The 20,673-nt window shown below is 66.9% G+C and carries 23 protein-coding genes and 1 pseudogene; 12 read left to right on the forward strand and 12 right to left on the reverse strand.

Going from position 1 to position 20,673, the window contains the following annotated elements:
* Positions 1-14: 14 nt before the first annotated feature.
* Positions 15-2,621: a helix-turn-helix transcriptional regulator gene (locus Y900_RS02615; protein ID WP_036338655.1), complete on the forward strand. Its 2,607-nt coding sequence runs from the start codon at positions 15-17 to the stop codon at positions 2,619-2,621.
* Between the two features lie 41 nt (positions 2,622-2,662).
* Here Y900_RS02615 and Y900_RS31575 read toward each other — a convergent pair whose 3' ends face one another.
* Both Y900_RS31575 and Y900_RS02625 read right to left on the reverse strand, forming a co-directional pair.
* Positions 2,663-3,109 carry a hypothetical protein gene (locus Y900_RS31575; protein ID WP_051659845.1) on the reverse strand — a complete coding sequence of 149 codons (447 nt, stop codon included), beginning with the start codon at positions 3,107-3,109 and terminating at the stop codon, positions 2,663-2,665.
* Positions 3,110-3,314: 205 nt separating this feature from the next.
* A complete protein-coding gene (locus Y900_RS02625) occupies positions 3,315-4,142 on the reverse strand; it encodes a TIGR03560 family F420-dependent LLM class oxidoreductase (RefSeq protein WP_036338658.1) in 828 nt (275 codons plus the stop codon).
* A 100-nt stretch (positions 4,143-4,242) separates the two neighbouring features.
* Between Y900_RS02625 and Y900_RS02630 the strand changes: the two genes are divergently transcribed.
* The 4 genes from Y900_RS02630 (at position 4,243) to Y900_RS02645 (ending at position 7,055) form a co-directional block, all read left to right on the forward strand.
* Positions 4,243-4,677 carry a DUF4189 domain-containing protein gene (locus tag Y900_RS02630; RefSeq protein ID WP_036338661.1) on the forward strand — a complete coding sequence of 145 codons (435 nt, stop codon included), beginning with the start codon at positions 4,243-4,245 and terminating at the stop codon, positions 4,675-4,677.
* A gap of 55 nt (positions 4,678-4,732) precedes the next feature.
* Positions 4,733-4,960: a hypothetical protein gene (locus Y900_RS02635; RefSeq protein WP_036345668.1), complete on the forward strand. Its 228-nt coding sequence runs from the start codon at positions 4,733-4,735 to the stop codon at positions 4,958-4,960.
* Positions 4,961-5,126: 166 nt separating this feature from the next.
* Positions 5,127-6,413, forward strand: coding sequence for a cytochrome P450 family protein (locus Y900_RS02640; RefSeq protein ID WP_237752489.1), 1,287 nt, complete (start codon positions 5,127-5,129; stop codon positions 6,411-6,413).
* A gap of 81 nt (positions 6,414-6,494) precedes the next feature.
* Positions 6,495-7,055 (forward strand): DUF305 domain-containing protein, encoded by a 561-nt coding sequence (locus Y900_RS02645; protein ID WP_036345670.1) that lies wholly within the window; start codon positions 6,495-6,497, stop codon positions 7,053-7,055.
* On the opposite strand, the gene recX is transcribed toward Y900_RS02645, so the two are convergent.
* The 4 genes from recX to Y900_RS02665 form a co-directional block, all read right to left on the reverse strand.
* A complete protein-coding gene (gene recX / locus Y900_RS02650) occupies positions 7,056-7,574 on the reverse strand; it encodes a recombination regulator RecX (RefSeq protein WP_036338667.1) in 519 nt (172 codons plus the stop codon).
* The gene (gene recA, locus Y900_RS02655) at positions 7,543-8,595 is read right to left on the reverse strand and encodes a recombinase RecA (RefSeq protein ID WP_036338669.1); all 1,053 of its coding nucleotides are present in this window, start codon (positions 8,593-8,595) and stop codon (positions 7,543-7,545) included. Before recA ends, recX begins: the two co-directional genes overlap by 32 nt.
* A 145-nt stretch (positions 8,596-8,740) precedes the next feature.
* Positions 8,741-8,935: a DUF3046 domain-containing protein gene (locus Y900_RS02660; protein WP_036338673.1), complete on the reverse strand. Its 195-nt coding sequence runs from the start codon at positions 8,933-8,935 to the stop codon at positions 8,741-8,743.
* Between the two features lie 9 nt (positions 8,936-8,944).
* Positions 8,945-10,111 (reverse strand): glycosyltransferase, encoded by a 1,167-nt coding sequence (locus Y900_RS02665; protein WP_036338676.1) that lies wholly within the window; start codon positions 10,109-10,111, stop codon positions 8,945-8,947.
* A 42-nt stretch (positions 10,112-10,153) separates the two neighbouring features.
* Between Y900_RS02665 and Y900_RS02670 the strand changes: the two genes are divergently transcribed.
* Positions 10,154-10,597: a limonene-1,2-epoxide hydrolase family protein gene (locus tag Y900_RS02670; protein WP_036338677.1), complete on the forward strand. Its 444-nt coding sequence runs from the start codon at positions 10,154-10,156 to the stop codon at positions 10,595-10,597.
* An 11-nt stretch (positions 10,598-10,608) separates the two neighbouring features.
* Here Y900_RS02670 and pspM read toward each other — a convergent pair whose 3' ends face one another.
* The 5 genes from pspM to pgsA form a co-directional block, all read right to left on the reverse strand.
* Positions 10,609-11,439 carry a phage shock envelope stress response protein PspM gene (gene pspM, locus Y900_RS02675; RefSeq protein ID WP_036338679.1) on the reverse strand — a complete coding sequence of 277 codons (831 nt, stop codon included), beginning with the start codon at positions 11,437-11,439 and terminating at the stop codon, positions 10,609-10,611.
* A gap of 14 nt (positions 11,440-11,453) precedes the next feature.
* On the reverse strand, positions 11,454-12,266 hold the full coding sequence (pspA, locus tag Y900_RS02680; RefSeq protein ID WP_036338681.1) for a phage shock protein PspA: 813 nt from the start codon (positions 12,264-12,266) through the stop codon (positions 11,454-11,456).
* A 117-nt stretch (positions 12,267-12,383) separates the two neighbouring features.
* Complete coding sequence (gene clgR / locus Y900_RS02685; protein WP_036338684.1) at positions 12,384-12,719, reverse strand: transcriptional regulator ClgR; 336 nt, start codon at positions 12,717-12,719, stop codon at positions 12,384-12,386.
* Positions 12,720-12,790: 71 nt separating this feature from the next.
* Positions 12,791-13,279, reverse strand: coding sequence for a CinA family protein (locus Y900_RS02690; RefSeq protein ID WP_036338688.1), 489 nt, complete (start codon positions 13,277-13,279; stop codon positions 12,791-12,793).
* On the reverse strand, positions 13,257-13,862 hold the full coding sequence (pgsA, locus tag Y900_RS02695) for a CDP-diacylglycerol--glycerol-3-phosphate 3-phosphatidyltransferase (RefSeq protein WP_036338691.1): 606 nt from the start codon (positions 13,860-13,862) through the stop codon (positions 13,257-13,259). Before pgsA ends, Y900_RS02690 begins: the two co-directional genes overlap by 23 nt.
* Before the next feature lie 55 nt (positions 13,863-13,917).
* Here pgsA and Y900_RS02700 point away from each other — a divergent pair, with 55 nt between their 5' ends.
* Positions 13,918-14,418, forward strand: a complete 501-nt coding sequence (locus Y900_RS02700; RefSeq protein WP_036338694.1) for an amino-acid N-acetyltransferase — start codon at positions 13,918-13,920, stop codon at positions 14,416-14,418.
* Positions 14,419-14,475: 57 nt separating this feature from the next.
* A pseudogene (locus Y900_RS02705) lies at positions 14,476-15,287 on the forward strand (endonuclease domain-containing protein).
* A gap of 58 nt (positions 15,288-15,345) precedes the next feature.
* Here the strand turns inward: Y900_RS02705 and Y900_RS02710 are convergent.
* Positions 15,346-17,859: an FtsK/SpoIIIE family DNA translocase gene (locus Y900_RS02710; protein WP_051659847.1), complete on the reverse strand. Its 2,514-nt coding sequence runs from the start codon at positions 17,857-17,859 to the stop codon at positions 15,346-15,348.
* A gap of 206 nt (positions 17,860-18,065) precedes the next feature.
* On the opposite strand from Y900_RS02710, the gene Y900_RS02715 reads away from it, so the two are divergent.
* Genes Y900_RS02715 through Y900_RS02730 form a run of 4 tightly spaced genes read left to right on the forward strand, consistent with a single transcriptional unit; the run spans position 18,066 to position 20,671 of the window.
* Entirely contained in the window at positions 18,066-18,380 is a 315-nt protein-coding gene (locus tag Y900_RS02715; protein ID WP_036338698.1) for a putative quinol monooxygenase, read from the forward strand.
* A 5-nt stretch (positions 18,381-18,385) separates the two neighbouring features.
* Positions 18,386-19,201 (forward strand): mycofactocin-coupled SDR family oxidoreductase, encoded by an 816-nt coding sequence (locus tag Y900_RS02720; protein WP_036338701.1) that lies wholly within the window; start codon positions 18,386-18,388, stop codon positions 19,199-19,201.
* A 19-nt stretch (positions 19,202-19,220) separates the two neighbouring features.
* Complete coding sequence (locus Y900_RS02725; protein ID WP_036345672.1) at positions 19,221-19,751, forward strand: dimethylamine monooxygenase subunit DmmA family protein; 531 nt, start codon at positions 19,221-19,223, stop codon at positions 19,749-19,751.
* A complete protein-coding gene (locus tag Y900_RS02730; RefSeq protein WP_036338704.1) occupies positions 19,748-20,671 on the forward strand; it encodes a PDR/VanB family oxidoreductase in 924 nt (307 codons plus the stop codon). The genes Y900_RS02725 and Y900_RS02730 overlap by 4 nt, the downstream gene beginning before the upstream one ends.
* Positions 20,672-20,673: the final 2 nt, after the last annotated feature.

Genomic DNA, 20,673 nt, shown 5'->3' on the forward strand with positions numbered 1-20,673 from the left:
GCTAAGATTTGCGGGTGCGAGAGCACTGGCCCTTGATCGGCCGGGACCGCGAGTTGGGCGAGCTCACCGGCCAGTTGAGCAGTACCGAATACCGCGGCGTGGTGCTAGTCGGCAAGCCCGGCGTCGGGAAGTCGCGACTGGCGCGCGAGGTTGTTTCCGCGGCACAGGCCGCAGGGTGGACAGTTCGAAAGGCAGCCGCCACCGCTACCAGCCAGCTGATCCCGCTCGGTGCCTTCACGCAGTGGACCGACGATCTACGGGGCGAGCCCATCGAGTGGGCGCGCAGAGTCGCGCAAGCACTGACAACCGGTGTACAGCCACAACGCGTTCTGGTCTTCGTCGACGATGCCCACCTTTTGGACGCCTTGTCGGCGCTGGTCGTGCATCAGATTGTGCAGTCACAGGCCGCGCCCGTCATCGTCACCATCCGCGCGGGCGAGTCCGCGCCGGCCGCGATCACCGCACTGTGGAAGGACGGCCTGCTCTGCAGGCGCGAGGTCGAGCCGCTGGCTCGCAACGAGATCAATGCGTTGATGGCGGCCGTACTTGGGGGCACGCCGGATCAGCACTGTGGAGACAAGCTGTGGCGTCTGACGCGCGGGAATGTGCTGTTCCTGCGGCAGCTGGTCGAACAGGAGTCCCAGGCCGGACGTCTCGTGTCGCACGACGGGGCGGTGCGCTGGTGCGGCGATGCCGCAATCTCCGGTTCGCTCGCTGAGGTGGTGGACGCACAGATCGGTGCCGTTCCCGGCGGCGTGCGCGACGTCGTCGATCTCGTTGCGGTTGCCGAACCGCTCGACTGGAAGTGTCTGAGGTTACTCGCCGACACTGCGGCGATCGAACAGGCCGAGCAACGTGAACTCATCCGGACCGTCGGCGACGACGTCTACATCGGTCATCCAATGTACGCCGAGATTCGAGTAAATCGTTGTGGTCCAACGCGATTGCGCCGACTTCGGGGTCAGATCGCCACCGCGATGAAGGACGGTGGCGGCCCGGCCGCAGCCATGAAGCGGGGCATCCTGTGGCTGGACTCCGACCTTTCACCGGAGCCAGATGTGCTGTTGTCCGCGGCGACAGCCGCCACTTCGCTGCTGGACTTCGAGATGGCCGAGCGGCTCTATACCGCGGCCGCGTCAACCGGCATGGCCGCGCAGGCGCGAATACCGTTGGCCTACACGCTTTTCATGACGCAACGAGGTGAGCTTGCGCTAGAGGTCCTCGACGGTGCCGATTCCGACGCCGATGGGAAAGCCGGCTTCGTCAACGAAGTGATAATGCGCGCAGCGAACCTGTTGTGGGCGAAGCGATCAATCGAACAGTCGTGGCGTGTCATCGACCAGGCACTCGACGAGGTCGGGCCCGGCGCACGGCGGCAGCAGCTGCTGGTGTTCCGCGCCAACCAGCTCGCACTCGCGGCGCGGCCGGTCGAAGTTCTGGAGACCCTGACGGACGTCGACTACGGCGAACTCGATTATTACGGCGCAACAATGGGTCTCAGCGCCGCGTGCATGGCCTACGGAGAAATCGGACGAGCTGACCAGGCTGTGCAGTCGGCGATCGCGTCCGGCCGAGCGCTTACGCTGAGCGAACACGGTGAATACCTTCGTCAGCCGTTGGCCGAATTTCACACCTTCGCCCTCGCGGCGGCGGGTCGCATCGCAGAAGCTGTCGAAGTCGCCGAACGGCATCGACGCAGCCAGCGGTCAGACCCGGTACCGGCCCAGGCGGTCGCATCGCAGATCCTCGGTATGACGATGTTGGCCGCGGGAGACCTCGCCGCGGCTTTGCGCCTCCTTCCCGAGGCATTGGATGACTCCGAGGTGGCCAACAACTTTCACGCCGCCAACAGTTTCCATCGGTTTCATCTGCTGCGCGCCCAGGCGTTGGCTCTGTCCGGTGATGTCGATGCAGCGCAACGCGCGCTGGAAACGGCTCGCGCGCAGCGGCACCCCGCCTACGAGTTCGTCAGGTCGACCGAGGTGCTGACCGAGGCATGGCTGGCCGCATGCCGCGCGCGGCTCAGCGAGGCGCGACGACTGGCACGAGCCGCTGCCGCGCTTGCCAGAGAACATAGCCAATTCGCGCGGGAGGTCTGGTGCCTACAGACCGCTGTGCAATTCGACGACGTCGATGCGGGCGCACGCCTGGCCGAGTTGGCAACCATCGTGGACGGTCCGCGCGCTGCGGTCGCGGCACGGTATGCGAGAGCAGTGAGCGCCGACGACGCCGTTGAACTCGACCAGGTATCAGCCCAATTCGAAGCGATGGGCGATCGTCTGGCCGCGGCCGACGCCGCGGCGCAGGCCGCAGCGTCGCACCGCCGCGCACGCCGCACCGGAAGCGCGATCACTTCCGCGGCGCGCGCAGGCCGACTTGTCGCCGATACCGGCGGAGCGACAACCCCCGCGATCGCAGCGGCGTCGTTTCCGTTGCCGTTCAGTCAGCGCGAGCACGAGATAGCTCTGCTGGTCGCGCAGGGACTATCCAACCGCGACATCGCCGTGGCGGTATCGCTATCCGTCAGAACCGTTGAGGGACATATCTACAGCGCATGCAACAAGGTGGGAGCGAAGGGACGCGCCGATCTGGCCGAGCTCGTGCACAGTGTCGGACGCTGAATTGACGACGGCTTTGCGGCGGACTGCAGCCTTGCGGTTGATCAGAACGGTCCGCCGGCTTGGATGCCTTGGTTCACTTCGTCGATCGCTTGTTGGGCTAGATTCAGCGCGCTGACTCGGTGACCGCCCTTGTTATCTTCGGCCGCTTGCAGCTCTCCGACCGCCATCTGCAACCAAGCATCGGCGTTGTTCATCGCGGGTCCCACCGGCGGCGGCGGCGGGGCAAAGTCGCCGTCGGGCGGTCCACCCGCGAACTGGATCCCGAGGTTGACTTGATCAATGGCCTGCTGCGCCAAATTGATGGCCGTCACCCGATGCCCTCCTTTATCGTCCAGCGCGGCTTGCAAGGCACCCACTGCCTGCTGCAGGTCGTTTCTGGCGCTGTACATGCGGGGCTGGTCGGCGTGGGCGGTACCCACACCTACCGTGGCGAGAGTCAGCGCGGCCAGACTCGCGGCGAAGGTGGATCGAAGCGTTGCACCGGGCATCGGTACGGTGTCCTCTCTCGGCTGGTGATATCGCGGTCATTCTCGCATGAGCAAACGCGAAGCACCCGCGAAACGGCATTCGTCGGCCAGTTTGAGGCCACCCGCAAATCATCGTGGCGAGAACATGATTGGCAACTCGGGTAAGCGTGCACCCGTTGTGGCCCCGCAGCGCGCACGAAGGGTTCAGCCAACGAGAGCCCGGGAATCACGCCCGCGACGCCGCGCACCGCGCCAGCAGCTCGGTCGACGGCGGCTGGTAGAAGCTCAACACCGCATGCTCGCAGCCAAGGTCGACGTACTGCGGTAGCTGATCCAGTTGCGCGGCAACCTGTTCGGGGTCACGTGGGTGAAGGAAGAGCTGGACCGAACGCCGGATGTCGCGCGGGTCGCGGCCGACCTCGGCGCAGGCTTCGGCGAGCCGCTCGTTGACCTCGCCCCACTGCTGCGGACCCTCGTGGCTGGGCATGTTCCACTCGTCGGCGTGCCGGGCGATCACTCTCAACATCTTGGGCTGGGAACCGCCCACCACGATCGGCGGGTACGGCCGCTGCAGCGGCTTGGGTTCGCAGATGGCCTCGTTCAGCGTGTAGAAGCGGCCCTCGAAAGTGACCGTCTCCTCGGTCCAGAGCCGGCGGATCATGGTGATCGCCTCGTCGAGCATCGCCACTCGCGTTCCCGCACTGGGGAATTCGAGACCGAAACCACGATGTTCGGCTTCGTGCCAGCCCGCCCCGATACCGAAGTTCAGCCGTCCGCCGCTGATGTGGTCAACGGTGACGGCCATCTTGGCCAGGATCGCCGGATTGCGGTACGTCACGCCGGTGACCATGCAACCGACCCGCGCCTGACGGACCACCACGGCCATCGCCGCCAGTGTCGTCCATCCCTCGTACGTCGGCTTACGGTCCTCGGTCAGTCCGTAGAAGTGGTCGTAATTCCAGACCGCTTCGAAACCCAGCGCATCCGCCGTGCGCCAGAACCGTTCGACTTCCGGATAGTCGAACGTGGGCGCGAGCTTGGCCGAAATCTGCATGCCTGAAGCCTAGTCTCGCGCTCGATGCCCCGACGAACGCGTCAAATACGGCTACAGTGACGGATCACCTTTGCCGATCAGCGTGAAAGGCAGGACCCGAATGGCGTTCGCCCGCAGAGTTTCTACGATCCTCGCCGTCGGACTCGTCACCACGACGCTCTCCGTGGCGCCAGCGTGGGGCGGGGGCCCCGACGGTGCGGTCGACGGCGCCGACGACATGTCACAAGCTGTCGGCTCCGGCGTGCTCAACGGAGTGCTTACCGGATTCTCGGCTACCGGGCCCACCAACGAGGCCGCCTCGGCCTCCGTGATCGCCGCCTGTCAGCAAGCCGGCGCGCAGGAGTGCAGCCGCGACGAAGTCACCAATGACAACCTCTGCGTGGTCTCGGTGGGCGCCGACGACGGCAGCGGAATCGTGTCCGGTGGAGCCGGGCCGACCGTCGACGCGGCACGGGCTGATGCATTCAAGCACTCTCAGGATGCCGACGCACCGCTCGACCCGAGCGCTCGAGTCCTCGTGTCAGCCTGCCCGTGATCAGCGCGGCTCGGATGACCACCAGATACTGCGCGAAAGGAATGACGTTGTGAACATGCGAGGAAAAATCTCTCTCCTGACGACGGCCGTGGTTGCGGCCGCACTCATCTCAGCTCCGGTGGCCGGCGCCCGGCAGACCTGCCACGACGCGGGCAGCCACGTCATGTGTGAGACCAGCGGCAGCGTGTCGATCAAGGCCGTGCCGCAGACACGCGCCCCCAACGTCAGTGAGATCACGCCGAACGTCCGAGATCGCCGTCGCGGCATCGTCTGGAGCTGGTAGCCCGGACACACTCCCGTGGTGCTTTCCGTGAAGAACGTTGGCCGTCTGATCGAGACGGTATCGTCAGCCTCGTGGCCTCTCGCGATTCGATGATGGCGCCGCGATCAACGGGCGATCTGCCCCTGCGTAGCCGGGTCCCCACGGTCCACAAGATCACCAGCCGATAGTGCCGAACCCGCTCGACGTCCTACCCGTCGCCGACGGCATCGGACTGCCGTGGGATGTAGCGGTCGACGATGCGGTTGCCGCGATCGCCGCGGCACGAGAACACTGCGGCGAATCGTTCGTGGTGAACAGTGGCGGCGAGCAATACCTCTTCACCTTCTCGCCAACCGGCGTCGAATCGTTCTACGCGCTCGTTGAAGAAGCGGCGAGCAAGGGTGTCGCGGATTTCCTCATGCTGCGGCGCAAGCTGCCCGAGGAGGTGTTCGCCGGTAGACGCCTGCTGCCAAACTCGCTGTTCCGGCGTGACGACGTCACGTCCTACCTCGCGAACCTCGACCGTGCTCTTGACGCGACGGAGATCGAACTCGGCGAGAGCGGCACGGTCGACCTGTTCGCGCTCACCCGACGGCTCGGCCACCGTATGGGTTTGGCGTCGTGGGCCGGGCCCGGCTGCGCCGACGGCGAGGCGTTCGAGCGGTTGGTACGCGCGTTCGACGTGCTGGACGGTTCGGATGCGTTCGTTCACCCCGATGCCATGGCAGCCGTGGCCGCTTCGGGTATGCGAGCCGAACGGGCCGCCTTGGACGAAGTCGCCGAGGTGATTGAAGCCTCGCTGCAACAACATGATTCGACGCCCGAGAACGGCGATCAGTTGTTCAGCCGAATCGTCAGTGCGTGGGCTATGGAATCGCCGGATGTCCGCAGCCGCGGTGTCGCGATGGATGTCGCGCTCATCCACATCGCCTCGATGTCGAACCTGATGGCAGCGCTCGGCTGGGCGCTCGTCGACCTGATCGCCCATCCCGATCAGCTCCGCCTGGTCGCGGGTGGCGATCGTGAGCTGGCTTCCAGCTGTGCTCTCGAAAGCACCCGGTTGGCGCAGCGTTCGATCATGGCTCGCGCCGTCCTCGAACCGGTCACATTCGACACAGGCGCGGGTGTGGTCGACGTACCGAAGGGCTGGACCATCGCGACGCTGCTACCGCTGCTGAACACTTCGGCCGCCGCCGGCTTGGAGGAGTGGAATCCCAGCCGGTGGCACCGGCACCGGCTCGCCGATGCGCATGCGTTGCCGTCACCGATGCTGGTGACCGCCTTCGGGCACGGCAGGCATTCCTGTCCGGCACAGCCGTTTTCGTTGGCGGCGATGGCGATGGCGATGACTCGCCTCGTGGGCCGCTACGACATGAGGCCCGAGTGGACAGGACATCCGCGTCCGGTGCCCGCTCAGATCGGCGGCGTGGCGCGCGCGGCCGATCCCTGCCCGCTCGGCTACACCGTGCGCTGAGCCACGCAGGCTCTGATCAGACAACTTCAAGGTTGCGTCGTGCTGTCACGTGGGTATCCGCAGTGGCGGAAGGAGAACGACATGCGCAGGCAATTCGTCACGACCAGTGCAGGCGCCCTACTGGCATTCGGCGTACTCGCCGGATGTTCCCCGCAGCAGGCAGCAACCCCGCAAGCGAGTCCCACCCAGCCGCCGGGCTACGAAGAGCACAACGACGCCGACGTTTCCTTTGCCCAGCAGATGATCCCGCTGGAGCAGCAGGCGGTCGCGATGAGCGAGGCACTGCTGGCCAAACCCGGCGTCGACCGCGACGTCTCGGATATAGCCCGTGCGATACACGAGAACGATCGTCCGGAGGTGGTTCAGCTGCAGCAATGGCTCAAGGACTGGGGCGCTCCGGCCCCGGGCGCCGCCGAGCAGGCGTCCGGCACACATACGGCCGCGATCCAGGACGCCGAACCAGCCCTGGCGGCCAGGCTGTACCTCGAGCAGATGATCGCCAACCGCGAGCGAGCCCTCGCCCTCAGCAAGACCGAGGTCGACAAGGGCACCTATCGTGCGACTGTCGCAGTCGCCGGTGGCGGCGAGGCCACCCAGGAACGGCAGATCACCACGATGAAGACGCTGCTGGGATCGCCGTGATCAGACCCGGCGGCGTTCCCGCTCCCCCGCCAGCTCGTCTCTGACCACGGCCACGGCCATGCTCTGGTTATAGCCGCGACGGGCCAGCATGCCGACCAGCCTGCGCATCACCTTGGTGTCGTCGCCGTCGTCGAGCTTCTCCCGGCGCAGCTTCTGCTGCACCAACTCCTCGGCACGTTGCCGTTCGGCGCCGGCGTCGATGTCGTCGAGCGCGGCAGCGATCACCTCGTCGTCGACACCTTTGGTCCGCAACTCAGCGGCCAAGGCGCGCTTACCTTTTCCCGCGCGCGCCCGTCGCGAACGCACCCACTGTTCGGCGAAGTCAGCGTCGTCGATCAGACCGACAGCGGCCAGCCGATCGAGTTCATTCGCGGCGACCTCGTCGGGGTACCCCCGCTTGACCATCTGGCCGGCGAGCTCGGATCGGGTTCGCGGACGCACGGTGAGCAGGCGCAGGCACAACGCATGCGCCTGCTCTTCGCGGGTCTCAGAAGTCGACTGGGGCGGGGAGGACGTCATCGACGAGTTCATCGGTCACCACCGCACCGATACCGAGCTTCTCTTTGATCTTTTTCTCGATCTCGTTGGCCACATCGGGGTTTTCCATCATGAAGTTGCGGGCGTTCTCCTTGCCCTGACCGAGCTGCTCACCTTCGTAGGTGAACCACGATCCGGACTTGCGGATGAAGCCCTGCTCCACACCCATGTCGATGAGCGAGCCTTCGCGGCTGATGCCCTTGCCGTAGAGGATGTCGAACTCGGCCTGCTTGAAGGGCGGCGACACCTTGTTCTTGACGACCTTGACGCGGGTGCGGTTGCCGACCGCGTCGGTGCCGTCCTTGAGTGTCTCGATCCGCCGCACATCCAGGCGGACCGAGGCGTAGAACTTCAAAGCCTTACCACCCGTGGTGGTTTCGGGTGAGCCGAACATCACGCCGATCTTCTCGCGCAGCTGGTTGATGAAGATCGCGGTGGTGCCCGAGTTGTTCAGTGCACCGGTCATCTTGCGCAGCGCCTGGCTCATCAGGCGGGCCTGCAGGCCGACGTGGCTGTCACCCATCTCGCCCTCGATCTCGGCGCGGGGTACCAGGGCGGCCACCGAGTCGATGACGATGAGGTCGATCGCACCTGAACGCACCAGCATGTCGGCGATCTCGAGTGCCTGCTCACCGGTGTCGGGCTGGCTGACCAGTAGCGCATCGGTGTCCACCCCGAGCTTCTTGGCGTAATCCGGGTCCAGCGCATGCTCGGCGTCGATGAACGCCGCGATGCCACCGGCGGCCTGCGCATTGGCCACCGCGTGCAGTGCGACGGTGGTCTTACCCGACGATTCCGGGCCGTAGATCTCGACGACGCGGCCGCGCGGCAGACCGCCGATACCGAGTGCGACATCGAGGGCGATCGATCCGGTCGGGATGACGGAGATCGGCTGGCGGACCTCGTCGCCGAGGCGCATCACCGAGCCCTTGCCGAAGTTCTTGTCGATCTGCGCGAGTGCGAGCTCGAGGGCCTTCTCGCGATCAGGTGCCTGCGGAGCCATGGTGATACCTCTTCCGGTAGTCGTTGTTGACCGGTTCTCGGTCGGTTGGCCGTGACGTTAGGACAAGGCTCCGACAAATCGATCGAACATCGACCACGATAGCGAACAGGTGTTCGAAAGCAAGCGCAACGCGCCGCGTGTCGGCTTACCACTGATCGCGCGGCACGTCGAAGTCGGCGCACAGCGCCCGCCACACGTCGCGGGGCTCCACACCGTCCTCGATGGCCTGCGCGGCGGTCCGTCCGCCCAACTGGGTGAGCACGTGATCCACCAGCAGCGAGCCACCACGAACCCGGCCGAATTGCCCCTCGACGAGTTCGGTGAATTCCGTCAGCCGCACGCCACCAACTTACCCAGCCACCGATTCATGGCACACCCGTACCGGATCGGCGACGTCCGCGATGGTCTCGCCGGCGCGCCGGGCCGCCTCCCGATAGCCCGGCGAGGACAGCACTTCACCCACCTCCGCCACCAGAACCTCGGCGGCAAGCGGCCGGACCAAGCGCGCACTGCCTTGGCGCACAACGCGATTCGCCAACTCCCATTGGTCACCCCCACCCGGGATCACCACCATCGGCACGCCTGCCAGCAGTGTCTTGGTCAGCATCCCGTGCCCACCGCCGCAGATCACCAGATCAGCGTGGGTCAGCAGTTCGTCCTGGCGGCCCAGCCCGACACTCGCCCACGGCGGCACCTCGAGTTCCCGGCCGCCGAGCCGGGAGATCACCACCCGTGACCCGTCCGGGAGGGTTCGGCCGGGCACCAGATGTTCCAGCACCAGCTCGGTCACGCCCCGGGCACCGATCGCGGCGGTTGACGGCGCCACCACGATCACTGGGCCGTCACCCGGCGGAACCGGCAACACCGCGTCGGTGGGCTCGAAGTGCAGCGGCCCGACGACGACAGCTTCGGCCGGCCAGTCCGGGCGCGGCACCTCCAGGGCGGGCAGGGTCGCGATCAGCCGGCGCACCGGCCCCGGTTCGCGGGCGGGTAGCCCGATCTGCACCCGTGCTGCCGAACGCTGTCGCTCCCCTTCCTTCCACGACCGCGCCGTCAGGGCGCGCAGAATCGAGTCCCGCACCCGGCCGCGGATGCCGGTGCCGGGCGCCAACCCACTGCCCAAGGGCGGCAGTCCCCGCGACGGCCGGTACAGCGGCTGAGGATTCAGCTCGACCCATGGGGTGCCGATCAGCTCGGCGGCCATCCCGCCGCAGACGGTGATGACGTCAGAGACGATCAGGTCGGGCGCCAGTTCACGCAGTACCGGAACGTTGAGCACGGCCATCCGCGCCGCGCGCTGGTGGATCTTGGCGCCGGCGTCGGTGTCGTCATCGTCGTCGGTGACGTCGAGTCCCAGGAGTTCCACCGCCTCGATACCGGTGGCGCGGGCAGTGTCCAGCCATTCGGTTCCGGTCAGCAGAGTGGGATGGTCGCCCGCGGCCGCCAGGCGCAGGCACAGCGCGATCGCGGGAAACGCATGGCCGGGATCCGGTCCTGCCACCACCGCGACGCGCACGGGCCTACCCTGCCACAGCGCATCCGGCCTAGGCTCGAGAGCATGACCGAGCAGATCACCAACGTGAGCTCCGATATCGACAATGCCCATACGGTCGAGATTTTCCTGAACGCACTGCAGGACCAGGACCTGGCCACCGCCGATCTCCAGCTGGACGACAATCTCGTCTACCAGAACGTCGGCTTCCCCACCGTCCGCGGCCGCAAGCGAACCATGAAGCTGTTCAAAGGCCTGCAGCGTCCCAGCTTCGGCTTCGAGGTCAAGATCCACCGCATCGCGGTCAACGGCCCGGTGGTGCTCACCGAGCGCACCGATGTGCTGCGGGTCGGCCCGGTGCGGTTGCAGTTCTGGGTGTGCGGCGTCTTCGAGGTCACGAACGGCCGAATCACCCTGTGGCGGGACTACTTCGACATGTTCGACATGACCAAGGCCACCGTGCGCGGCCTCATCGGCGCAGTGGTGCCGGGGCTGCGCCCGAGGCTCTAGGGCCTCACGCTCTAAGCGCGGCGGAGCTGGCCCAGTTCGTCGAAGGCCTGCGCCCAGCCCATCAGCCGGTCAGTCGCACCCGCGAGTTCGTTGCGGTAACGCTGCTGCGACATCGGCGAGCTCGACATCCCGCCGGTGTTGGCCGCAGAGACCAGTTGCGCTGCGGCAGTGACCATTTCGTTGTACTGCCGCACCCCGGTGTTGAGCTGCGCGGTGAACGCGTTGATGGTGGGCGCCAGATAGGACTGTGAATGGGGCGTCTCGATCGCGGCGCGCTCCATTGACACCACCTCGTCGGCCGTGGCCGCCATGGTCGCGGCGGTGCGATCCGCTGCTGCGACGAGTTCGCGAATCTCCTCGGGCGGCAACATGTTCCCGCGCTGCATGACGCCCAGTAGCGAGTGAAAGCCCCGCTCAGAGGCGCCGAGGGCCGACATCGACGGCCGGGCCACCGATCCGTGCGGCGGCAGCCGGCGGCCGCTGACCTGCCGGCTGGGCGGCAGCGGCTCGCCACGCAGCCAGCGATAACGCAGCAAGAACAAGGTTGCGGGCACTGCCGCACCGGCGGCGATCACCCCGGTGATGATCAGCCCCCAGACCGGTGTGCTCCACGTGGCGAGCAATCCGGTGACGGCCACCCAGAACACGGTGGCGAATGAGAAGAAGATTCCCAGCCGCAACGCCCAGCGCCGCTTGCGCAGCAGCCGGGCCCGCGGATCGGAGACGGCACTGAGCTTCTGGGCCGCCACGTCGGCGTACTCGCTGACGGTGTCGATACCGCGCTGCATGACCGAACGCCATTGACGCGCTACGAATCCCGGTTTGTCCGGTGTCACCGCCATCGAATGCTCGCCTCCTACTGGCCTAATGGCTTCTCGGGCTCGGGGGTGACGGCCGGAGCGGCTGGGGTGGCTGGAGCAGCCGCGGTGTCACCGGCAGGCAGAGCCTCCCCGCGCATCGACGCGCGGATCTGCTCGAGCCGGGAATGTCCGGCCATCTGAACGGTGGCCTGCTGCACCTCGAGCATGCGGCCCTGCACCGAGTTCTGCGCGAGCTCGGCGGCACCCATCGCGTTGGCGTAGCGGCGTTCGATCTTGTCGCGGACTTCGTCGAGGCTGGGAGTGTTGCCGGGTGCGGCGATCTCACTCATCGACCGCAGCGAGGCACTGACCTGTTCCTGCATCTTGGCCTGCTCGAGCTGGCTGAGCAGCTTCGTGCGCTCGGCGATCTTCTGCTGCAGCACCATGGCGTTCTGTTCGACGGCCTTCTTTGCCTGGCCGGCGGCCTGCAGCGCCTGGTCGTGCAGACTCTTGAGGTCTTCCACGCTCTGCTCGGCGGTGACCAGCTGCGCGGCGAACGCCTCGGCGGCGTTGTTGTACTCGGTGGCCTTGGCGGCATCCCCGGACGCCACCGCCTGATCGGCCAGCGTCAGCGCCTGCCGCACGTTGACCTGCAGCTTCTCGATGTCGGCGAGCTGACGGTTCAAGCGCATCTCGAGCTGGCGCTGATTGCCGATGACCTGCGCGGCCTGCTGGGTCAAACCCTGGTGCTGGCGCTGGGCATCCTCGATCGCCTGCTGGATCTGCACCTTGGGGTCGGCATATTCGTCGATCTTCGAGTTGAAGAGCGCCGTGACGTACTTCCACGCCTTGACGAACGGATTGGCCATCAGTTGCTCCGTCTATGTATCGGGTGCCGCAGTTCGGTGGTCGTGCCCAATTTATCGGTTAACCACGCCCGGCCACACCCTTGTTCGCGTGTGACGCGGTCGCGGCACGTCCGTAGCTCAGGCCACCGCCATCGTGACGGGGTGCGGAATGACGACCTTGGTGGCGACGTCGATGGTGCCGTCCTGGGCCGGCACGGAGGTCAGCCGGGCGACCCGCTCGCGGTCGGCCATCTTGGCGCCGGCATCGGTCAGGACCCGCGACAGCGGGACGTCCAACGCGGTGCAGATCGCGCTGAGCAGCTCGCTGGAGGCCTCCTTACGGCCGCGCTCGACCTCGGAGAGGTATCCCAGGCTCACTCGGGCCGAATCGGACACCTCACGAAGGGTGCGTCCCTGCGACGTGCGAGCGTCACGCAGCACATCGCCGATCACCTCACGCAGCAGTATCGCCATCGGGTGTCCTCCTCCAAGAGTTGCAACGAACCGTTCAACGCCGCGGACACCCGATTTGGTTCCCAGGAACCTCAGGATCGCTCGACCAGCTCGTGCAACCGCCCGACCGCCTGGTGTACGGCCGCCAGCCGGATATCCCAGCGTGAGCCGGCCAGCCGTAGCTCGGCGAACTCCGTCGGGCCAGGACCGGCCAGCCCCAGGAAAACGGTGCCGACCGGATGTCCGCCGTGCGGTTCCGGCCCGGCCACCCCGGTGAGGCCGACACCCCAGGTCGCCTGACAGCGATCGCGTGCCCCTTCGGCTAGCGCGGCGGCCGTCGCGGGCGCGACCGGCCCGACATCGTCGAGCAGCTGCCGCGGCACGCCTGCCAGCGCAATCTTGGTCTCGACGGTGTACGTCACCACGCCGCCGCTGAGCACCGCGCTGGCACCGGGCACCCCGGCCAGGGTCGCCGCCAGCAGGCCTGCGGTCAGCGATTCCGCCGTCGCCACGGTTTCACCGCGTGCGGTCAGCAGAGCGACCAGCGCGCGGGCACCGTCATCGGCCAGCGGTTCGCTCACGGGAGTCCTTGATCGCCGAGACCACGTAGTCGGCCCCGGTGATCACGGTCAACACGATCGCCGCCCACATGATCACCCAGGCCACGATGTGCCAGGCCGGTGGCCAGTTGTGCAACGGCAGCACGAACAGCCCGATCGCGACGGCCTGCACCAGCGTCTTGACCTTGCCGCCGCGGCTGGCGGGGATCACTCCGCGCCGAAGTACCGCGAACCGCAGCACCGTGATGCCGAGCTCGCGGATCAGGATGACCACGGTCACCCACCACGGCAGGTCGCCGAGCATCGACAGCCCGATCAGGGCGGCACCGATCAGCATCTTGTCGGCGATCGGGTCGGCCAGCTTGCCGAATTCGGTGACCATCCCGTAGGTGCGCGCCAGGGAACCGTCCAGCCGGTCGGTGATGACCGCCACCGCGAAAATGATGAAAGCCGTTAGACGGCTGGCTGTTTCGTGGCCATCACCGGCGAACAGGAACAGCAGGAAGATCGGGACCAGGACCAGACGGATACCGGTCAGGAAGTTGGCTAGGTTGGCGACCCGCACGCGCGGGACCGCCGGACCGGTTTGGGGTTGTCCCGACACGACGACCAGAATATCGGTTGGCAGCCGGGCGCCTCACGCCCGATACTCTGCACCCGTGAGCTCCGATGTCGTCGTCCGCCGCGCCCGCACCTCGGATGTCGCCGATATCAAGCGTCTGGTCGACATCTACGCGGGTCGCATCCTGCTGGAGAAGAACCTGGTCACCCTCTATGAGGCGGTCCAGGAATTCTGGGTGGCCGAGGTGGACGACGAGGTCGTCGGATGCGGGGCGCTGCACGTCCTGTGGGCCGACCTCGGCGAGGTTCGCACAGTCGCCGTCGACCCGAAAGTCAAGGGCCGCGGTATCGGCCACACGATCGTCGACCAGCTGCTGAAGGTCGCGCGCGAGCTGCAACTGCAGCGGCTGTTCGTGCTGACCTTCGAGACGGAGTTCTTCGCCCGGCATGGTTTCGCCGAGATCGAGGGCACCCCCGTCACCTCCGAGGTGTACGACGAGATGTGCCGGTCCTACGACATCGGCGTCGCGGAGTTCCTCGACCTGTCGTACGTCAAGCCCAACATCCTCGGCAACACCCGGATGCTGCTCAAGCTCTGAGTGGGGCTGTGGACAGCCGGCAGCGTGCTCTTCGGTTGACTGGCAGCGTTGGCCGGCGTGACGCGAGTGTTCGTCGGCAGTGAAGCGTTGGCGGCCGGTTGGGTGAACCGCTACCAGCTTGCGAACACCTATCAGCGGGTCTTCCCCGATGTGTACGCCCCGCGCACAGAGTTGACGCTGGAAGACCGAACCGCCGCGGCCTGGCTGTGGTCGGGGCGGCAGGCAATCGTGACCGGCCGCGCGGCGGCAGCGCTGCACGGTGCGCGCTGGATCGATCCTGACATTCCGATCGAGCTCAACTTTGCCAACAATCGCTGTCCGCCGCGGGTCGTCACCCGGCGGGAGACCCTGCTGGCGTCCGAACTCACCCACCGCGGCGGCTTTCCTGTCACCACCGTCGCCCGAACCGCATTCGATCTGGCGCGGCGCGGTCCGTCGAGGCGCGCGATCGCCGACCTGGACGCGTTGGCCAACGCGCGCCCGTTCTCAGCCTGCGAGGGGTTGGGCGAGTGCCGTCGATGCTGACGGCTATCGACGCCGGTGCGCAATCTCCCCGGGAGACGTTCCTGCGCCTGGATCTCATCAATGCCGGTTTCCCCCGACCGACAACCCAGATTCCGGTCGCCCGATCGGGTGGGCGGCGGTACTACCTGGACATGGGGTGGCCGGACATTCTCGTGGCAGTCGAATACGACGGTGAGCACCACCGCACCAGTCGCACCGCGTACACCGTCGACGTGGATCGCCAGGAGTACTTGGGATCACTGGGATGGATCGTCGTTCGCGTGCTGGCCGACCACCGACGCAGCGATGTCATCGATCGAGTGCGACGGGCGTGGCACACCCAATCACGGCGGGCCGCAAGTTGATTGAGCGCTCACGTCTCATTCGCGGGCGGAACATGAGACGTGAGCGCTCAATGAATGATCAGAAGTCGTCGTCCTCGTCGTCGTCCTCGGCACTGCCGCCGCGGATCAGCATCAACGTCGCGGCGAGTTCATCAGGCTTGACCAGCACCTCGCGGGCTTTGGAGCCTTCTGAAGGTCCGACGATGTTGCGGGTCTCCATCAAATCCATGAGCCGGCCGGCCTTGGCGAAGCCGACCCGCAACTTGCGCTGCAGCATCGACGTCGAGCCGAACTGAGAGGACACCACGAGTTCGACGGCCTGCAGGAAGACGTCCATGTCGTCGCCGATATCGGGGTCGACGTCGGTGCGCTCACCGCTGGGCTTCGCCGCGGTGACGCCTTCGGTGTACTCCGGCTCGGCCTGGTCCTTACAGGCCTGCACGACGGCGTGGATCTCCTCGTCACTGACGTAGGCACCCTGCAACCGCTCCGGCTTGGAGGCGCCCATCGGCAGGAACAGACCATCGCCCATGCCGATCAGCTTCTCGGCGCCTGGTTGGTCGAGGATGACCCGGCTGTCAGTCAGCGACGACGTCGCGAACGACAGCCGCGACGGCACGTTGGTCTTGATCAGACCCGTGACGACGTCGACTGATGGCCGCTGGGTGGCCAGCACCAGGTGAATACCGGCCGCACGAGCCTTCTGGGTGATCCGCACGATGGCTTCTTCGACGTCACGCGGCGCGGTCATCATCAGGTCGGCGAGCTCGTCGACGACAGCCAGGATCAACGGGTACGGCTTGTACACGCGCTGGCTGCCCAGCGGCGCCGTGATCTCCCCGGAGCGCACCTTGGCGTTGAAATCCTTGATGTGGCGCACCCGGGAGGCCTGCATGTCCTGGTAGCGCTGCTCCATCTCTTCGACGAGCCACGCCAGCGCCGCGGCCGCCTTCTTGGGCTGGGTGATGATCGGCGTGATCAAGTGCGGAATGCCTTCGTAGGGCGTGAGTTCCACCATCTTCGGGTCGATGAGGATCATCCGCACTTCTTCAGGGGTGGCCCGAGCCAGCAGCGACACCAGCATCGAGTTGACGAAGCTGGACTTACCCGAACCGGTGGAGCCCGCCACCAGCAGGTGCGGCATATCGGCCAGGTTCGCCGAGACGAAGTGCCCCTCGATGTCCTTGCCCAGCCCGATCACCAGCGGGCGGTGGTCGCCGCGGGTGGACGGCGCGGTGAGAACGTCTGCCAGCCGGACCATTTCACGGTCGGTATTCGGCACTTCGATGCCCACCGCGGACTTACCGGGGATCGGCGCGAGGATGCGGACGCTTTCAGTGGCCACCGCGTAGGCGATATTGCGTTGCAGCGCAGTGATTTTCTCGACCTTGACGCCGGGGCCGAGTTCGACCTCGTAGCGGGTCACGGTCGGGCCCCTGGTGCAGCCGGTGACCGCGGCGTCGACCTTGAACTGGTGCAGGACGTTCGAAATGGCGTCCACCATCTGGTCGTTGGCCGCGCTGCGCCGCTTCGGCGGATCGCCGGCCACCAGCAGCTCCAGCGACGGCAGCGTGTACGGGCCCTCGACCACGCGATCCAGGACCTTGGTCTCCTGCGTGGCGGTGTCCGGGGTGGGCTCCGGCTTCGGAGTCGCCTTCTTGCGCCGCGCCTTCACCGGCTCGGGTGCCATCGGCGCTTCCTCGTCGAGCGGATAGTTGTCCAGCGGCGTGCCGACCGGCCCGTCGGCGCCCGGCCAGGCCGGCGCCTCGTCGGTATAGGACCGCGGATCGTCGTAGTAGCCGTCGGAGAAGTCCTCCGGCTCCGCGGGAACGACGTCCTCAGGCTCGTCGTCGTCGTAGTACTCGTCGTCATCGCCGTAGTGGTCGCGCGTGCTGAACATCGCGTAGAGCGTGTCCGGCACCTCGCGGATCGTTGTGCCGGTCAGCAGCAGCAGCCCGAACAGCGCGGCGATGATCAGCAACGGCGTGGCGATCCACGGGGTCAGCCCGTCGGACAGTGGACCGCCGATGGCGAAGCCGATGAAGCCGCCCGCGCGTTGACGCGCCGCGGGGTCCTGTGGCGAACCCGACCAGAGATGCCACAGACCAAGTACGGGCAGGGCGACCATCGCGCACCCCAGGATGAGGCGGGGCCGGGCGTCGGGATTGGGTTCGGTGCGCATCAGAAGGACAGCGATGGCGCAGATGATGACGGGCAGCAGAACGACGGCTCCGCCGACCATCGTGCGCAGCACGGAGTCGATCCAGGCGCCGACCGGCCGGGCGGCGTCGAACCACGAACTGGCCGCGATCACGACCGCGACCCCAAGCAGCCCCAGCGCTATGCCGTCACGGCGATGGCCGGGCTCGATGTCGCGGGCTCGACCGACCGATCGAGCGGTCGAGCCCGCCCCCTTGGCCAACATCAGCCAGGTCGCCCGCGCTGCGCGTCCCCCGGTCGCGGCCGCGGTGGCAACCGGCGAGGAGGTGCGCTTCTTGGCAGGCTTGCGCCGCGGGGCCGGCTTGGCCGACCGCGTCGCACCCTTTGACCTGGTCGTTCGCGCGCTTGAGCGAGCGGCCGTCTTGTTCGCCATGCGGGCAAGCCTAGTCGCATGTGCCCCATCTGCACCATCCGCAACACCCGTTCCGCGGCGCGTCGTTGCCAGACTGCGACCAACGGCGACTGAGGTCGATTTCGGGCACCCCGCGCCGCTGACCGGGACCCCTTCTCGTGGCATTACAAAGCAGGGCTAACGTAAGCGCCGTCACACTTGCCCCGAAGAGCTGAGGAGCCTCCTTCATGCCCGTCGTCGTCGTTGCCAGCTTCACCGTCAAGCCCGAATCCGTCGACGCCGTGCGCGAGGCCTGCAAGAAGGCCGTCGCAGAGGTTCACAACGAGCCCGGCTGCGACCTCTACGCCGTCCACGAGGGCGACAAGACGTTCGTGTTCGTCGAGCAGTGGGCCGACGAGGACGCCCTCAAGACCCACAGCACCGCGCCCGGCGTGACCGCGCTGTTCGGCGCGATCGGTGAGCACCTCGACGGCGCCCCCGACATCAAGATGCTCACCCCCGTTCCGGCCGGCGACCCGGCCAAGGGCCAAGTTCGTCCCTGATCGTCATGGGTGAACTCGACGGCAAGGTCGCGCTGATCACCGGCGCGGCCCGCGGCCAGGGCCGAGCGCATGCGGTGAAGCTGGCATCGGAGGGCGCCAGCATCATCGCGGTGGACCTCTGCGACCAGATCGCCAGCGTCCCCTACCCGATGGCCACGCCGGAGGACATGGCGGCCACCGTCAAACTCGTCGAGGACACCGGCGCGCGGATCGTCGCCCGCGAAGCCGACGTCCGTGACCGGACGGCGCTCAAGAACGCCATGTACCAGGGCATCGAGGAACTCGGCCGGCTCGACATCGTGATCGCGAACGCCGGGATCGCCCCGATGGCCGACGACGGCGCCTGGCAGGACGTCATCGACGTCAACCTCACCGGCGTCTATCACACCGTCGACGTGGCGATGAAGCCGATGATCAAGCAGGGCGACGGCGGCGCGATCGTACTGACCAGCTCGGTGGCCGGCCTGGTCGGCATCGGTGCGCCCGTTGCCGGATCGCTGGGCTACACCGTCGCCAAGCACGGTGTGGTCGGCCTCATGCGGGCGTACGCGAATTTCCTTGCCGCATTCAATATTCGGGTCAACTCGGTGCATCCAGCCGGGGTGAACACCCCGATGATCGACAACGAGTTCACCCGCTCCTGGCTCGAAGGCTTCGCCCAGCAGATGCAGGGCGGCCCGGACATGAGCAACGCGCTGCCGGTCCAGACGCTGGAACCTGAGGACATCGCCAACGCGGTGTACTACCTGGTGTCGGACGCGGGCCGCTATGTCACCGGCGTCACGTTGCCCGTAGACGCCGGGTTCACCAACAAGCGTTAGCACTTACGATCGGGTGACGATGACACCCGATCTGGAGCTGACCAGCGTCCCGGCCTGGGCCGTCGAACCAACCTGTCCGACGGCCGATCTCACCGGCCGGTACTGGACGGTGCTCGCCGTGGGTACCGACGCGGCCGCCATCGCCGCGCGGTGGGTCGGCGAGATCCGCGCCGTCCATCCGAACGCCCGGCCCCGGCTCCATCAGGTCAGCGACGCCGATGCGGCGTGTGCCGCTCTGGGCGCGGACATCGAGGCTGCCGTGGTCGGGTGGCGGCTGCTGCTGGCCGGCCCCGCGCACGTGTGTCTTCGTATTCGCGCCCGCGCACTCGAGCTCGGCGCCGCCGACGACGAAATCACCGTCGCGAGTACCGAAGTGGCCACCCGCGAGGTCTACTGCGCGCACTGCAGGATGACGACCACGGCTGCGACGGGATTGGCCGAGGAAATCACCTGCCCTGGCTGTGCACGCCGATTGTTCGTGTACCACCACGTCTCTCGGCGGATCGGAGCCCACCTCGGATTCGCGACGACCGCCGACGCCCCGGCATGACCAGGCTGACGTTGCACGTCGTCGCGATCGACGACGCGGTGCCCGGAATCAGGACTCTGACCCTGGCCCGCGCTGATGGTGCGGCGCTGCCGTCGTTCACACCCGGTAGTCACGTGGTGATCGAATACGCCGGCGGGGCCAACGCCTATTCACTGACCGGGGAGAGTGCTACGCCGAGCGAATACGTGGTGTCGGTGCTGGAATGCCCTGCCGGCCGCGGTGGCTCGCGATGGATTCACCGTGAACTGAGTCTGGGCGACACCGTCGTCGTGCACCCGCCGCGCAGCGCCTTCGCCCCGGTGTTGCGCGCCCGGCGGCACCTGTTGATCGCCGCCGGCATCGGGATCACCCCGATGGTGTCGCACCTGCGCAGCGCGCGGCGCTGGGGTCGAGATATACTGCTGCTCTACATCTTTCGGGACGGCCGCGGCGCGTACGTCGACGAGATCCGCACACTCACCGAGAACGCGTCGTTCTTCACCGCCCGCGCGGCCTTCCTCGCCGAGTTGACGGCAACTCTGGCCGCGCAGCCCTTCGGCACGCACGCCTACCTCTGCGGTCCGAGCCAGTTCATCGACGACGTGGTCGCGGTCGCCACCGAGCTGGGCTGGCCACGAGGGCGCATCCATATCGAGCACTTCGGCGGAGAACTGGCACCCGGCGATCCGTTCGAGGTCGAACTGTCCTCCGACGGAAGCATTTTCGCCGTCGAATCGGGCGTCTCACTGCTGGAGTCGCTGACCGCAAACGGATACGTCATTCCCAATCTGTGCCGGCAGGGCGTCTGCGGTGAATGCCGGGTTCCGGTGCGCGGCGGGGTGGTGCTGCACCGCGACCTCTACCTCACCGACGATGAGCGCCGGGATTCGATGATGGCCTGCGTCTCCCGCGGCTCCGGCCGGGTGGAGCTGGACCTGTGAGC

This window comes from Mycolicibacterium aromaticivorans JS19b1 = JCM 16368 (assembly GCF_000559085.1).
Taxonomy (GTDB): Bacteria; Actinomycetota; Actinomycetes; order Mycobacteriales; family Mycobacteriaceae; genus Mycobacterium; species Mycobacterium aromaticivorans.